Here is a 15,123-nt window from a genome sequence, read left to right on the forward strand (position 1 = left end):
GTCTACCGAACCCCCAAAATCCACTTGGCAAACCGCTCAGCCTCCTCAACAGAAATAGCATTAGGCGGCATCTGCGCACCGGTATTCCACTTCCCCGAACTCCCTTCGAGCATGCTCTTCTTCAACTTGGCGACAGCATCGGGATCCCCGCGATACCGTTCGGAGATAGCCCGAAAAGGCGGACCGACTTTGGTCGTATCCATGGAATGACAAGCGCGGCAAGTCTGCTCGCTGGCAGAAATAGAGCCAGCTGTAGTAATACCACCAGCAGGCGCCGCCGCAAAAGTACTCCCGCAAATCAAACATAACCAGGCAGCAACCAGAATACGTAAATTCACACCCACACCTCCATAGCAACCGCAAAAACCAGAAACCTAAAAAACCCCGCCGACGAAAACCGCCGGCAGGGCAAAGCGCTCACCAAAAGACTTATCAACGCAGAAACATGAAGAACCAGCTCACCGCGCCGGCCATGGCTTGGCCGGCACACCGATCACAGGCTTGCCGAGCAACGGCGTCGACAACGCATAAGCCCCGTTCTCCGTAAAAGCCCAGATGATGTTCCGGTCGTACTCCGTATAAATCGCCAGCACACCCTTGCCCAAGGTATAACTCGGCAACTCACTCTCATCAGCCAGCGCCGGCACGAAATACCCGGCAATAGTCGGCTTGGCCGGATCGCGCACATCGAAAATCTGCACACCGGCGTTATAGAACGAATACGGAATCACGCCTTGCCGCGAGCCCCCGGGCTGCCCGGTGGCGTTCGACCGCTTCGGACCGAAGTTGCCGCCACGCTGGCAGAAACTGGTGAACGGCGCGCCTTCGGGCGGCGTCGGCTGCGGCAGCTTCGCCGCAACCTTCAGATGCGAAGGATCGCGTGCATCCACGACAAAGATGTCTTTGTACGGCTCGTAGCAGTCACGGTTCATCGGATAGCCGCTCGTCAGCACGTAACCGGTGCGCTCGTATTGACTGACATCGGCGTTGTCGTATTCGGTGCCCGCGAAACTCGGCGCCGTGTTCACGTTGCCGAGCACCTTCGGCCTGGCTGGATTCGACAGATCGAAGGAATAAAGTCCCAGCCCGCCCATCGCGCCGAAGCCGATCTTGCCACCTTGTTCCAGCGGCTTCGGCAGGAAGATAGGAATACGCGAACCCATCCACGACGTGCGGTTGCCCGCGCGCGGATTCGTCAGATACGCCTGTTCGTGCGCCTCATTGCCGAGAATCTGTCCCGGCACCGAGATCTGCGAGACGAACTTCGGATCGGCGGGGTCGGACATGTCCCACACCTGATAGCCCGGCGAATACAGATAGTTCGGGTACTCGGTCAAGCCATAGCTGTCGTCCGGCGCGGCGGACAGGATCATGTACTTGCCACCGTAGTATTCCGGCGCATCGAGCGAACCCGAACCCTGTTGCTGACCGATCGGCGCATCGGGATGCTTGTAGTCGGTCGTGCGCGTCGCGATCAACTTCCATTGGCTCGGCAGCGGGCCGTCCATTTCGAAGACCTTGAAACCCTTGAGCGAGTTGTAGTGACGCTGCGCCTCGACCTTGTCCGGTTGCTCACTCTTGTCGGTCAGCAGACCGTAGCGGCCAATTTCGAACGACGCGACCAGCACCGGCTTGCCGAGCTTCTTGCTCCACACGATGGTGGCGCCGCCCAGGTAGTCATGCACATTGTTCGGATCGAAGTGTTCGGTCGGTCCTTTGGGTCCCCACGTGCCGCCCTGGGAAAACACCACTTTGCCGTTGGCCGGATCGGTGACGTCCATGATGCGCAGATAGTCGCGATCATGAATGTAGAGGTACCGGTGTCCGTCGAAGTCGGCGATATTGTTCCAGGCGTGGAAGGGCGAATCGACGAGCGGATAGAAGGCCAGCACCTTCACGTCCTTTGCATAGCTCTTTTTGTCCCACGTGGTCATCTCGCCGGGGAAGTGCTGGCCTTGATGCACCTCGGGCGTCGCCTTCGGCCACACGAACTGCCCGGTTGCCGGATCCATGCCGTAATCGACGCCGGGCTTGAGCGGAGCGGGTCGGCGATCGGGCGTCAGACGCAGCCACGCGGCCAGATAGGGATCCTTGACATTCGGCGTGCCGGGCGTCACCTGTGCGCCCGACGCCGGCGTCACCGCGGCCGCCGTCGCGCCAGAAGCCGCAGCCGCAGCGGGTTGAGCAGCTTCGCCGCTTGCGCAAGCCGCGGCCGACATGAACGCCAGCATTGCGCCTGTTGCGAGAGATGATTTCAGATTGCTTGTGCGAAGCATGGGCTTCCTCCTTTTTATATTAGAACGCGTGGCGAATACCGAACTGGAAGCCGCTCGGATTCTGTCCACCGTTCGGATAAACCTGGAACGTCACCGGATAAGGCACGGGCACGTCGTGCTGATGTTTGACGTGCGCGAAAGTGGCATACAGGTCGGTCCGTTTCGACAAACCGTAGATGTAGCCGATCACGCCGCCGGTGGCGCTGGAAATGCTGGTGTTGTTGTCGTCGTGGCGATGCACCACGCTGAGATACACACGGTTGCGTCCGTCGATATTCCAGCGTGCGCCGATCTGCGCATCCCAACCCTGCGAATTGAACGCGACATAGGGCGGATACGCGTAATAGCCGTTGTACGTGTGATAGATCAGCGTCGGCTCGAAGCCGCCGAACTTGTAGACGGCGGAGAAATAGTTATCACGTGAAGAGTGAATCTGCGAGGACCTGAAGATGTCCCGCGTGTACTGCAACTCGCTGACCGCACCGATAAAGATCGGCCCGTGCCGGTAGTCGATGCTGGTGCTGAGGAAGCGTCCCGCGCGCGTGCTGTCGCCCACGCCGGTGGTCGCCATGATCCGCCCAATGAAGCCGTAGAAGGTCGGCGTCTTGTACTGGATCGCGTTGTCCACGCGGTACGACGCGTAAAAGAACTCCATGTTGTTGACCATACTGAAGTCCGCGGCCCAGCTCGGATCGGCGTAACCCGCTATCCAGTACGAGGGCGTGAACTGGCGGCCCATCGTGATTTCACCCCAGTTGCCTTTCAGGCCGACGAACGACTGGCGAAATTGCGCGGACTGCACGCCGGTGTTCGCGGAGAACATCGGCTCGATGGTGAAGACGGCCTTGTTGCCGCCGCCCAGGTCTTCGACGCCGCTCAGGTTGAAGCGCGAGTTGTTCAGGCCGCCGCTCGACATGCGCGTCACGTTGCCGCCGGAACCGGAAGAAATCAGATGTTCGAGGTTCAGGTCGACATAGCCGGACAGCCAGACGCTCGACTGAGCATGTGCCCCGGCACATGCGAGCATCAAGGCGCCTGACACGAGAGTCTTCTTTTTCATTCCATCTCCAAACTAATCGTCGTTCTTTTCGTGTTGTGAAGAGTGCTGTCGGCGCGCTCGACAGCCGCGGTTACGGTCTTTTTGTTCGTGTATACACAAACTAGTAAAAATTATACCCACGGCAAAATTTGGATTCCGAGCTTTATTTTTTTATACAAAACAACGTTTTGGTTATAGCGGGTTGACCCGAATGGCATCGCGCGTCAAAACAGATGCCGGATTCCGGCCGCATAAGTCAGCGCGGTGCCGTAGCCGGAAAGCCGGTCGTAGACGGTGAGCAGGTATAGATCGGTGCGTTTGGACAGGAAGTAGTCGAGCCCCGCGGAGCCCGTATTGCGGCCGGTGACGATGTTTTTCGGCGCGCTGCGTCGCGTGTACGCCCATTCGGCGAGGGCGGTGAGCTGCGAGGTCAGCGGCACGGACAGGCCGGCTTCGAAGGTGTGGGCGCCGACGTCGGTTGAATCGGTGCGCAGTCCTTGCAGTGCGCCATACAGCTTGAAGAGCGAAAAGTCGTACGCGGCGCCGACGATGTATGCGTTCTGTGTCGGCGACGCGACACCCGCAACCACGCGCGTGCGTTGTACCGTCGCGACAGCGGTGAGCGAACCGCCGGCGTAGAGCGCGGAAAACGCGGCGTTGTAAATCCCGTTGGCGCCCGCGAATCCGTCGGGCGCATACACGGCCGTGGCCGTCACGCCATTCAGATTCGGGCTGGTGTACTGGATGCCGTTATTCCAGACGGTGTCGCCGGCAATCGCGCCGCCGTAGGGCGCGGTGAAGGTCTGCATGACGAGCGGCGAAAACAGGATCGACGCCTGGAATGGGTTGGCGACCTGCTCGGCGAGGTAGAGCAGATTGGTGTGCCGTCCGAGCGTCACGCGCCCGAACGGCCCGGCAATGCCGACATACGAATTACGTCCCCAGAAGGGATCGGCGGCGGTGCGGCCGAGACCGCCGTTGGTCGGCTGAAAGAAGCTCTCGAGCACGGCGATCGCGCGATAGCCGGCACCGAGTTCTTCGTTGATACGGATGCCCCAGTAGGGCGCCGTGAGCCCGGGGCTCTGTTCGGCGAGTGCGGCGGGTGGCCCGTTGCTGCGTTTGCTGCTGGCGATATCCAGCCCGACGAGGCCATACAACGTGACGGACGTCTGCGCCTGCACAGCACGTGAAGCGATACCCCATGCGGCGACGCAAATGAGCGCGAGCGCGCCCAACGATCGAACGTTCATAGCGAGTCCTTGTGAGCGGTTGGGAATAGCGAAGACAGCAAAGACAGCGGATCGGCGGCGCGGCGCGGTGCACCGCCGCGCCGCCGCGTGTCAGACAGTGCGCACTGCGAATTCGACGGGTGTGTGCGTGAAGTGCTGGGCCAGGCTGGCGATCAATGCGTCGCGTTGCGCTATCAGCGAGGCGGGCGAGCGTCCCGCGATGTGCGGTGTGACGAGCACGTCGGGATGATCGAGCAACCCGCGCGGCACCTCCGGTTCGTGTTCGATCACGTCGAGCCCCGCGCCGGCAATCGTGCGGTCTGCCAGTGCGTCGAGCAAGGCCTGCGTGTCGAGCACCGAGCCGCGCGAGACGTTCACCACGTAGCCGTGCGGCCCGAGCGCGTACAAGACCTCGCGATCGACCAGATGCTGCGTCGCCGGACCGCCGTTGCAGGCGATCGCGAGAAAGTCGCTGGCGGCGGCGAGTTCCGTGAGCCGGCTGTAGTAGCGGCCCGGCGCGTCTGCATGCGGCCCGCGCGCGTGATAGCCGAGCGTCATGTCGAAACCCCGCGCGCGCGCCGCGATCAATCTGCCGATGCGGCCCATGCCGACTATCCCGAGCCGCGCACCCGTCAGCGTGGCACGCTCGCCGCGCGACGTGCGCCAGTTGCCGGCGCGCACCGCGCCGGTGAGCGGCGCATAGCCACGCGCGAGTGCGAGCAGCAGACCAATGGCGTGATCGGCGACGGTCGCCGCATTCGCGCCCGGTGCATGCGTGACCACGATGCCGCGTCGCGCGGCCGCGGCGACATCGACGTTCTCGTAGCCCGCGCCGAACGCGCTGACGATCTCGAGCGCAGGCAGCGAAGCCATCCGCGCTTCGGACAAACCGGTCGAGCCGTTGGTCACTACCGCGCGCACCGTCGTCAGGTCGACGCCGGCAGGCCACGTTTCAGGCCAGCCATCCGGCAGGTAATGCAGCGTGTAAGCGCGCCGCAGCGCATCGAGCGTCGTGTCGGGCAGCGGGATCAGCGCGAGCACGTGGGTGGCGCTCATGCGGCCGCTCACGCTTGCGGGTCGGCTGATTGCGCGGCCGGCGCTACTTCTTTAACCGCGCCTTTCCAGCCGTTTTCGGTGATGTCGAACACGGTGCCGTCGGGCATGCGGTACTTCACTTCGTAGAACACATTCGGGTCTTTCTCGTGGCGTCCCGTCAGATAGGTGCCGCCCGCCGCGACCACGCGCGCCGCGGTGGCTTCGACGTTATCCACCCACATGCCGAAGTGGATCACGCCGCGCACGTCCTTCAGGCCGGCGTAGCCGGGCACGGTCTCGTCCTTGAAGTCGAGCAGCGCCACGTTCATCGTGCCGTCCGTCATGTAGATGCCGCGCATCGCGTTGCCCGCGCGGCGCATGCCGAATGCCTGCTCGAAAAATTGCGCGGCCGCTTCCGGATCTTCGACTGAAAGCGCGATATGACGGAGCTTGTCCATGTGATGTCCTTGCGTTGTCCTGAAGGTGATTCGCCCGCGGGCGAGAAGAGGGTTGTCGTGACTGTGAATCAAGAGTGTCCGCAACTTCACCAGGTATACTACGTACAGAAAATGTATACACAAAAAGGATTTGATATACCAGAATGGTCCTCATGCGCTGGCCGAGGCGGCCGCGCTGAATCGCTGCAATGCATGAGGACCACCGATGCACACCTTGCAGGAACCGTTGGGCAGTCTCTCCGCCGCGCTCAGGCAGCGCTTTGCGCAGATCGGGCCGGTGTGGGGACGCGACATCAACAGCCATCGCGATCTGGTGATCGACGCGTATTCGCCGTTGGTGGCGGCGGCGCGCGATGCCGGCGAATCGTTCGAAGCCGCGCGCGAGTTGGCTTACGGCAGCCACGAGCGGCAGCGTCTGGACGTGTTCGCGTCCGAAGAAACGCGCCGCAATGGCAATGCCGATGTGGTGCTGTTCGTCCACGGCGGTGCGTTTCTGCGCGGCAGCAAGAGCTTCAACGGACTCATCTACGACAACGTGTCGCGCTGGTTTGCCCGGCAAGGCTGCGTCGCGCTGAACGTGGAATACCGGCTTGCGCCCGATGCGCCGTATCCAGCCGGCGCCGATGATGTCGCCGCCGCGTTGGACTGGGCGCTGAAACACGTCGGCGAATTCGGCGGCAATCCGCAAAGAATCTTTCTGGTCGGCCACTCGGCGGGCGGCGCGCATGTCGCCACGTATCTGTGCGACCCGCTCTTCAGCGAATTGCGCGGAAGCATGCCGCGCGTCGCGGGCGCCGTGCTGATCAGCGCGCGGCTCGTCGCCGACGTGCACGTCGACAATCCCAACGCCGCCGGCGTGCGCGCCTATTTCGGCGCCGACGAAACACGCTACGCCGCACGTTCGCCGCTGACTCACGCGGCGTATTTCGACACGCCACTGATGGTGGTCGTCGCCGAATACGAGAACCCCTATCTGGATGCCTACGGCGCGGCGTTTTTCGAGCGTGTGTTGACGGCGCGCCGCAGTGCCGGCGACGCGGCCGCGCAACGCGCACCACGTTTCGTGCAGATGCTGCGGCACAACCACACCTCGGTGGTCGCGCATTTCGATTCGGGCGAGACGCTGTTAGGCGACGCCATGCTCGATTTTTTCGGCGCATGAGCGCGCAGGTCCAGGCGCTTTCGTGCGCATCCCATATCAAGGAGCTCCGCATGGTCATCCACAGGCCGTCCGCTTTTGCGACACCACGCGTGTTCGCGCCGGTCATCACGCCGTTCACCAGCGACTCGCGGATCGACGCGCCGCGGTTCGTCGCGTTCTGCCGCTGGCTGGTCGGGCAGGGCGCGGGCCTCGCGCTATTCGGCACCAACAGCGAGGCTAACTCGCTGGCTATGACCGAGCGTCACGCATTGCTGGATGACGTGATCGAGGCCGGCATCGATCCCGCGCACATGTTGCCGGGCACCGGCTCGTGCGCGTTGCCCGACGCGATCGCGTTGACGCGTCATGCATGCGAGGCCGGTTGCGCGGGCGCGTTGATGTTGCCGCCGTTCTTCTATCAGGGCGTCAGCGACGACGGTCTGTTCGCGTACTACTCCGACGTGATCCAGGCAATCGGTTCGGATCGGTTGCGCGTGCTGCTGTATCACATCCCGCAGTTCACTGGCGTGCCGATCACGCACACGTTGATCGAGCGGCTGATCGCGGCGTATCCGCAGACGGTGGTAGGCATCAAGGACAGTTCGGGCGACTGGGTTAACACCGAAGCGATGCTGCGCAAGTTTCCCGGCTTCGCGGTGTTTCCCGCGTCCGAGGCGTTGCTCGGCAAGGCGCTGCCGCTCGGCGCCGCCGGCTGCATTTCAGCGACCGCGAATATTCAGCCGCAGGCGATCGCGAGTCTGCTAAACGCGGCGACGTTGGAAGAGCGGGCGGTGTGGGAAGGCAAAGTGGCGACGGTGCGGCTGGCCGTCCAGGCGCAACCGATGATCCCGGCGTTGAAGCATATCGTCGCGCACTTCACGAACGACGAGTCGTGGACCCGCGTGCGTCCGCCGCTGACGCCGATGAACCCCGCGCAATCAGGCGCGCTTTTGCAGCAGCTTCAGGCGTTGGATTTTTCGATGCCCGCGATGGCAACACTTGCGACGGTGGCCGCATGAACACGCAGCGCGTGACGGCGCATGCCGCGACGCCGGCAAACGCCGCAACCTCAGGCGTTCTCGCGCTCCGTGCGCTGGCGCTTGAGCCGGCCGAGCACGACGATCGACAGCCGTGCGGTGTGATCGCGCATGGCGTTGTACGCGCGTTCCGGTTCGGAGTTGAGGATGGCGGACACGATCTCGCGATGCTCGTCGGTCGCCGCTTCGAAGCGCGACGGCGAAGCCGGCTGCGCGGCGCGAAAGCCCGCCAGACGCTGACGCTGCACCGCCATGATCTGCGCCAGCGACTTGCTTTGCGCGCCTTTGCAGATCAGTTCGTGAAATTCGCGATTGAGTGCGAAGTACTCCGTCTCGTCGCCGCGCGCGATCGCGGCGTTCATTTCGGTCTGCAGTTCTTCGAGCTGCTTCTTCTCGACGAGACTCATGCGCTGCGCGCTCAAACGGCAGCACAGCGCCTCGAGTTCGCACATGGCCTCGAGCATGTCGGCGAGTTCGTCGATGCTGAACTGCGCGACCACCACGCCTTTGCGCGGCGTCAGCTCGACCAGGCCGCGCGCGGCCAGCTCGCGCAGCGCTTCGCGGATCGGCGTGCGCGACGCGTTGAAGCGTTCGGCGAGCGCCGCTTCTTCGAGCTTCTGGCCCGGTTCGAGCGCGCCGTCGATGATCTCGTCGCACAGCAGGCGGTAAATCTTGGAGGAGAGCGTGGTCATCGTGATGGTCGTGGGTTGAGCGAAACCGTGGGCAGGCGGCCCTCATTATGCGCCAGCGACCCAGCCGCCTCAATCGCCACCGCGCATATCCGGCCTTTGCAAGTTCATGCAGTGTACGCGCGAACGTGTTCACGCCCCGATTAGTGTATACGAGGATTTTAATAAAAATACACCAATGACTGAATGTATACGAGTATTTCAGTCCGGTTATTGAGTCCTCGACAGTCGAAAATTCATCCCTACAGAAAGCGAGGCAAGACGTGACCTGGTTTGGTATCGCAACCTACGAATTGAATGGCCGCAGCGGCACTGGCCTGGCTGTCGGCGGCAAGCTGTACGACGCGCACGCCGCGTTGAAGCAGCTCGCGCCAGAGGCGCCGCTCGCGGATGTCGGCACGCTGATCGCCGGCTGGGAGACGGACGGCGCCGCCGCTGTCGAACGGCTTGAACGGGCGGCGCGCGCGATCGAGGCGGGCTCGCTGGAGATCGCCGCGTTGCAAGGGCACACGCTATGCGTGCCGTTCCAGCCGCGGCGTATTTTCGCGGCCGCTTCGAACTATTACGAGCACGCTCGGGAGATGGGCACCGAACTCGCGCCGCGCGAGGAAAGCACGCCGTACATGTTCATGAAAGCCGAGACGAGTGTGGTGCCCACGCTTGCCGACGTCGTGATTCCGCCGCACGCCGAGCGGGTCGACTGGGAAGTGGAACTGGCCGTGGTGATCGGCAAAACCGGCCGCCACATCGCCCAGCACGATGCTTATGACTACATTGCCGGCTACACGATTCTGAACGACGTCAGCGCGCGCGACCTGAATCGCCGCACCGACTATCCGTTCAAACACGACTGGTTTCGCGGCAAGAGTTTCGATACCTTTGGTCCGCTCGGGCCGTGGTTCGTGCCGCGTGCGTGCATTGCCGAGCCGCAGAATCTACGCATGCGTCTTTCGGTGAACGGCGAAATGATGCAGGACGGCAACACGTCCGGGATGATTTTCAACATCGCCGAGCAGATCGAATATTTATCGACGATCCTCACGCTGCAGCCCGGCGATCTGATCGCCACGGGCACGCCGACCGGCGTCGGCATGGGACGCGGCATTTATCTGAAGGCGGGCGACGTGATGGTCGCTTCCATCGACGGCATCGGTTCGATCGAGAATCCATTGGTCGCGGGCTGAGCGCCATCCATTGACTCTATTCATTGACGGGGACACGACATGTTGCAGCGGATACGACGCGCGGTGGCGCAGCGAGCGTCGCGACTGACGCGGCGCGCGGCGTTGAGCACGGTAGCGCTGGCCGCCGCGACGCTCTTCACCGGCGTCCACGCGGCCGCGCAGGTTGCTGACAAGGTGCGCGTCAATCTGGCGTGGCTGCCGCAGGGCAGCACGGGCGGCATTCTGCTCGCTCAGGCCAAGGGCTACTACCGCGAGGCGGGGCTCGATGTCAGCGTGATGCGCGGCTATGGCGGCCAACGCACCGTCAATGAAGTGGATGGCGGTCTGTTCGAGTTCGGCTACGGCGACCCCGTAAGCGTGATGCTGAATCGCGCGCACGGCGGCCATGCCGTGATGGTCGGCGCGATCAACACGCGCTGGCCCGGTGCGATGTGTTATCTGGAACGGCCCGGTTTCAAGGTCAGTTCGCTGAAGGATCTCGCCGGCATGACGCTGGGTGGCGGCGGCGCGTCGCCGGTGCAGAACATCATGCCGGCCTGGCTGAAGCAGAACGGCATGGCGCCCGATGCGATCAAGACGGTGCGGCTCGATCCGGCGGTGATCAACACCGCGTTACTGCAGAAGCGCATCGATCTGTCCGAGTGCTGGGAAGGCGCGAGCCTGCCGGTGCAGGCCGCGCTGGCGAAGCGGGCAGGGCAGCAACTGGGTAAGGTGTATTACCGCGATTTCGGTCTGGACATGATGGGCAACGGTATCGTCACGACGGACACTTTCGTGGCCCAGCATCCGGACGTGGTCAAGCGCTTCGTGGCCGCCACCTATCGCGGCTATGCGCTGATGCGCGAGCATCCGCAGGAAGCCGCCGATGCGATCGCGGCGCAATATCCGGTGCTCGACAAGACGATCCTGTTGCAGCAGATCGTCGAGACCAACGGCCTGATCAGCGACGACCCCGCGCAACACAAGACCGGCTGGTTGCGGCCGGCACGCATGGACGCCACCGCGGCATTCGTGTCGCACGCATTTAACACCGGCGCGAAGATCAAGGCGGCCGACCTCTATACGAACCGGTTCGTGGAATGAAGCGCGGTTGAGACCGCATTAAACCGCACTTAGACCGCAGCCAGTGCATGACAAAGGAGACAGGGAATGAACAGTTTGCGTCCTAAGCGGCTTGGACACATGGTGCTGATGGTGCGCGACATCCAGAAGTCCGCGCGCTTTTACACGGAAGTGCTAGGCCTCAAAGTATCCGACTGGATTGGCGATCAGATGGTGTTTCTGCGCGCCGGCAGCGATCACCACGATCTCGCGCTTGCGCAACTGCCGAAAGATTCCGCCGATTTCAACGACCTGCCGCGCTATTCTCGGCCGGGACTCGAACACTTCTCTTATCTGATCGACAGCTATGAGGAAATGGAGCGCTCGGTCAAGGTACTGCAGGAGCATGGCGTGGAGATCGTGCGCGGCATAGGCCGGCATGGTCCGGGTAATAACCTGTTCCTCGTGTTCAAGGATCCGGACGGCAACAACGTCGAGGTGTACTGCGAGATGACGCAGATCGGCGAGCGCGACGAACATGAGCCGCAGGTGTGGGAGCGCACCATCGAATCGTTCGATCAATATCGCTTCGAGCGCTTCGTGGTCCCACCGCCGCCGCACCTGGTCGCGCAGAAGGCGGCGCAAACAGCGCAAGGCGACACGCCAACCAGCGCTGAAGAAGCGACGAAATCCGATCCTTCCGCCCAGACATAATTTGGAACCCTTATGAAGCGATTGATCGAAACCGTCTCGTTCTGGATCGTGATCGGCCTGGTCTGGGAGTTCGGCGTGCGCTGGACGGGCACGCGTGACTACGTGCTGCCGGCGCTCTCGCAGGTGTTCGCCGCCGGTTGGGAGATGCGCGGCCAGTTGCTCGCGGATACGCTCGCGACCGCCTGGGAAGTGTTCGCCGGTTTCGCGCTGGCGCTAGTCGGCGGTCTTGCGATCGGCCTGCTCGCGAGTATGTCGGGCATCGCGCGACGCACCTTGTTCCCGCTCGTCACCGCGTTGCAGAGCATGCCGAAGATCGCGCTCGCGCCCTTGCTGATCGTATGGTTCGGCTATGGATTCGCCTCGAAGCTGGCCGCGGCCGTGCTGTTCGCGTTCTTCCCGATCGTGATCGCGACGATGGGTGGTCTGGCCGGCGTGCCGCGTAATCTGGATGAGCATTTCCGCGCGCTTGGCGCGTCGCCGGCCAGAACCTTCTGGCATTTGCGCTTGCCTGCCGCGTTGCCCGCGCTGATCGACGGCTTGAAGATCGCCATGCCGCTCGCGGTGATCGGCGCGATTGTCGGCGAGTTCATCGGTTCGGAGTCCGGGCTCGGGCATCTGATCGTCTTCGCGACCTCGAACGCGCAGACAGCGCTTTCGTTCGCGGCGATCCTGATGGTGACCGCGCTGGCCATGCTGTTTTACTGGGCCGTCGAACTGGTTTCGCGCGGCGTATGGTGGAGAGGAGTGACGGTCTGATGGCACTGGTCGACAAGTTGCGTATCGTGCAGCGCGCCGCGGAAACCGGCGCGGCGCCTCATCCACTGCACAAGGACGAGACAGCGCCCGCGCTGATCTCGGTCGAGCAGGTGGGCAAGCGTTTCGCCGCGCGCGGCGGCGCGCAAGCGTTCAGCGCGCTCGACAGCGTCTCGATGCAGATTCGCGAGAGCGAATTCGTTTCGATCCTGGGGCCGAGCGGTTGCGGCAAGAGCACCTTGCTGCGCATGGTCGCGGGTCTCGTGCCCTGCGACGAAGGCCGCATTCTCCTCGGCGCCGAACCGATCGGCGCGCCGGTGCCGGACATCGGTGTGGTGTTTCAGACCAGCAATCTGCTGCCGTGGCTGAGCGTCGGCGCCAATATCCGGCTCGGCGCGAAATTGCGGAATCTGCCGCGCGCGCAAGTGGATCAGCGCCTTCCCGCCTTGCTCGAAACATTGGGTCTGACGGCGTTCGCCGACCGCTATCCGCATGAGTTGTCGGGCGGCATGCGGCAGCGCGCCGCGATCGGGCAGATTCTGCTGCTCGAGCCACGCGTGATGTTGATGGACGAACCCTTCGGCGCGCTGGATGCGCTCACGCGCGACCGCCTGAATGTCGAGTTGCTGAGAATCTGGCAGCAGAGCACGCTCACCGTGTTGCTGGTCACGCATAGCATCCACGAGGCCGTATTTCTGTCGGACCGGGTGCTGGTGATGTCCGAGCGCCCCGGTCGCGTGATTCACGACGTCAAGATCGATCTGCCGAGGCCGAGACAACCCGATCAGGTGAAAAGCGATCCGCTATATGGCGAGTACGTTTCGCAGTTGTCGAAACTGATGGGCGTGTTCTAGTCACGCTCAGGACGCAGCGGCTGCGTCGTTCACGAGATGCAGCGGCCGGCGTCGCCGGCCGCTGCATACATCATGTCGATGTCGATATGAGTCGGCTCATCAACGCGCGGCGGCGTCCGTGACTTCATCGTTCCAGTAGGGCGGCAGCGCCTTATACGGATTGCCGCCGGAGAGCGACGTGACATACACGCCGCCCGCGCCATGCGTCTTCGCGTATTGCACGACACCCGGCAACTGCGCGGCGGTCGCGCCGTACACCATGTGTACGAAGCGGCTCTTCGGATAGGCGGCCTGCCAGCTCATCGGCTGGTATTTCGCATAGCTCTTCGCGGTACTTTCGAATACGACGAACTGGTCGGCCGTCGGCAAGCTCGCGTAGAGCTCGGGAATGTTGGTGCCCGGATTGGCCGTCACCGAGTAGGTGGCGTTCAATCCTTTGATGTAGTTGTAGATCGACTGATAGAACTGGATGTGCGACATCTGGCTGTCGGACGTCATCTCGTCGATGAAGAAGCCGTCCACCTTATACATCGCCACGTAAGCATTGATGTCGGTCACGACCGCGGAAAGCGAGCGCTTGCCGTACGAGGTGGAGATATAGCCCAGCACCTTGCCGCCGGCGGCGCGAAGCTTGGCGGTGGCCGCCGCGTAGTTGGGATCTTCCCTGGTGCCGGGGCCGCTGTTGGGATTCAGGATGGCCGTGGTCGGCACCTTGCGCGCGGAGGTCACGAGACTGTTCCAGTTCGCGACGCTGCTGGTGGCATTGAAGTAGGAAGGTACGACGAGACTGGTGGTCGTCGTGGTTGCCGTGGTCGCCGCGAAGGCTGTGCCGTTCAGACATCCCACAACTAGCAGGCCCGCGATCAGCCCGGCCCGTTTCAGACTTCTACCTGTGCGGCCCAAAACACGGATTGCTTCCGCCGATTCCGAAGCCACAAACGCAACTGCACCCATTCCCCGATTTTCTTGCATGTAGCCTCCTGACGCGGTGTGGTCACCGCTGTCGATTGGCCCGCCGTGGATACGGCGGGCAACTGGCAAACTCCCGCGAAGGAGTCCCTGTAGTTTTGCGTCGCCGGATCGCTCCGGGTTTGCCCAAACTGCGCTTACGGCATCCCCTGAATTTTCTTTAGGGGGCCGATTTATTTATTCGCAGCGTTTGAATCGAATGCCCGTGAAGCATATCGGAAAATTAATCCCTGTCCATGAGTTTCGGTACTTATTGCTGGCGAGCGGAGCGCTCGCGGTCGGCGCACCGACGTATTTGCCTGTTAGCCACTGGTTAAAAATATTTGAAAGAAGCTGGGCCGAGAGTATGTCGGCGCAGTTACCATATGATTTAATGATCAGAGGAATTAACGGACGCCGCGGCCGATCCGGAGGCTGTGCGGCCATTTTCCAACACATTGGCGGCTTGCTTGACGATTTGATTTTAAGCGGCCCCGCCGTTTGAAATCAGGCCTGTCGCGTCGCGCAATCGTTTGCCTTTGAATTCAAGTGGATGCATTTGCCACTATTTAACCGTCCGGATTGCCCAGATGCCATAAGCGAGCTTGAGGCACCCTATGTCATGTGATATCGTCCACGGCCTTACCAGTAACCAAACAAAAAGTCGGTATCGCATCCGCCGCAACGTGATTTTTGCGCGATGTAAATAATGCCGACGGGCCGGC

At 62.4% G+C, this 15,123-nt stretch carries 16 protein-coding genes and 1 riboswitch; of the genes, 8 read left to right on the plus strand and 8 right to left on the minus strand.

The features are described 5' to 3' along the window. Positions 1–2: 2 nt before the first annotated feature. The 6 genes from PQR54_RS18910 to PQR54_RS18935 form a co-directional block, all read right to left on the minus strand. A complete protein-coding gene (locus PQR54_RS18910) occupies positions 3–338 on the minus strand; it encodes a c-type cytochrome (protein WP_408248289.1) in 336 nt (111 codons plus the stop codon). Between the two features lie 120 nt (positions 339–458). Beyond that, entirely contained in the window at positions 459–2,276 is a 1,818-nt protein-coding gene (locus PQR54_RS18915; RefSeq protein ID WP_408248291.1) for an LVIVD repeat-containing protein, read from the minus strand. Between the two features lie 19 nt (positions 2,277–2,295). Beyond that, complete coding sequence (locus PQR54_RS18920) at positions 2,296–3,336, minus strand: porin (RefSeq protein ID WP_408248293.1); 1,041 nt, start codon at positions 3,334–3,336, stop codon at positions 2,296–2,298. Between the two features lie 203 nt (positions 3,337–3,539). Continuing rightward, a complete protein-coding gene (locus PQR54_RS18925; RefSeq protein ID WP_408248295.1) occupies positions 3,540–4,565 on the minus strand; it encodes a porin in 1,026 nt (341 codons plus the stop codon). 90 nt (positions 4,566–4,655) lie between these two features. Further along, positions 4,656–5,600, minus strand: a complete 945-nt coding sequence (locus tag PQR54_RS18930; protein ID WP_408248297.1) for a 2-hydroxyacid dehydrogenase — start codon at positions 5,598–5,600, stop codon at positions 4,656–4,658. Positions 5,601–5,608: 8 nt separating this feature from the next. Next, on the minus strand, positions 5,609–6,037 hold the full coding sequence (locus PQR54_RS18935) for a VOC family protein (protein WP_408248299.1): 429 nt from the start codon (positions 6,035–6,037) through the stop codon (positions 5,609–5,611). 205 nt (positions 6,038–6,242) lie between these two features. Here PQR54_RS18935 and PQR54_RS18940 point away from each other — a divergent pair, with 205 nt between their 5' ends. Continuing rightward, on the plus strand, positions 6,243–7,199 hold the full coding sequence (locus PQR54_RS18940) for an alpha/beta hydrolase (RefSeq protein ID WP_408248301.1): 957 nt from the start codon (positions 6,243–6,245) through the stop codon (positions 7,197–7,199). Between the two features lie 50 nt (positions 7,200–7,249). After that, complete coding sequence (locus tag PQR54_RS18945) at positions 7,250–8,197, plus strand: dihydrodipicolinate synthase family protein (RefSeq protein ID WP_408248303.1); 948 nt, start codon at positions 7,250–7,252, stop codon at positions 8,195–8,197. A gap of 50 nt (positions 8,198–8,247) precedes the next feature. Here the strand turns inward: PQR54_RS18945 and PQR54_RS18950 are convergent, their stop codons facing one another. After that, positions 8,248–8,907 carry a GntR family transcriptional regulator gene (locus tag PQR54_RS18950; protein ID WP_106312468.1) on the minus strand — a complete coding sequence of 220 codons (660 nt, stop codon included), beginning with the start codon at positions 8,905–8,907 and terminating at the stop codon, positions 8,248–8,250. Positions 8,908–9,167: 260 nt separating this feature from the next. Here PQR54_RS18950 and PQR54_RS18955 point away from each other — a divergent pair, with 260 nt between their 5' ends. From PQR54_RS18955 to PQR54_RS18975, 5 genes are all read left to right on the plus strand, one after another. Next, positions 9,168–10,088 carry a fumarylacetoacetate hydrolase family protein gene (locus tag PQR54_RS18955; protein ID WP_408248305.1) on the plus strand — a complete coding sequence of 307 codons (921 nt, stop codon included), beginning with the start codon at positions 9,168–9,170 and terminating at the stop codon, positions 10,086–10,088. 39 nt (positions 10,089–10,127) lie between these two features. After that, positions 10,128–11,171, plus strand: coding sequence for an ABC transporter substrate-binding protein (locus PQR54_RS18960; protein WP_408248307.1), 1,044 nt, complete (start codon positions 10,128–10,130; stop codon positions 11,169–11,171). A 66-nt stretch (positions 11,172–11,237) separates the two neighbouring features. Continuing rightward, a complete protein-coding gene (locus PQR54_RS18965) occupies positions 11,238–11,843 on the plus strand; it encodes a VOC family protein (protein WP_408248309.1) in 606 nt (201 codons plus the stop codon). A 12-nt stretch (positions 11,844–11,855) separates the two neighbouring features. Then, a complete protein-coding gene (locus PQR54_RS18970; RefSeq protein ID WP_408248311.1) occupies positions 11,856–12,599 on the plus strand; it encodes an ABC transporter permease in 744 nt (247 codons plus the stop codon). Next, positions 12,599–13,450, plus strand: a complete 852-nt coding sequence (locus PQR54_RS18975; RefSeq protein WP_408248313.1) for an ABC transporter ATP-binding protein — start codon at positions 12,599–12,601, stop codon at positions 13,448–13,450. The genes PQR54_RS18970 and PQR54_RS18975 overlap by 1 nt, the downstream gene beginning before the upstream one ends. Positions 13,451–13,549: 99 nt before the next feature. Here the strand turns inward: PQR54_RS18975 and PQR54_RS18980 are convergent, their stop codons facing one another. Continuing rightward, on the minus strand, positions 13,550–14,422 hold the full coding sequence (locus PQR54_RS18980) for a spherulation-specific family 4 protein (RefSeq protein ID WP_408248315.1): 873 nt from the start codon (positions 14,420–14,422) through the stop codon (positions 13,550–13,552). Between the two features lie 54 nt (positions 14,423–14,476). Then, positions 14,477–14,556, minus strand: a riboswitch (cyclic di-GMP riboswitch). 68 nt (positions 14,557–14,624) lie between these two features. Here PQR54_RS18980 and PQR54_RS18985 point away from each other — a divergent pair. After that, entirely contained in the window at positions 14,625–14,903 is a 279-nt protein-coding gene (locus PQR54_RS18985; protein WP_408248317.1) for a hypothetical protein, read from the plus strand. Positions 14,904–15,123: the final 220 nt, after the last annotated feature.

It is taken from the genome of Paraburkholderia phytofirmans (genome assembly GCF_046028095.1).
GTDB lineage: Bacteria > Pseudomonadota > Gammaproteobacteria > Burkholderiales > Burkholderiaceae > Paraburkholderia > Paraburkholderia phytofirmans_A.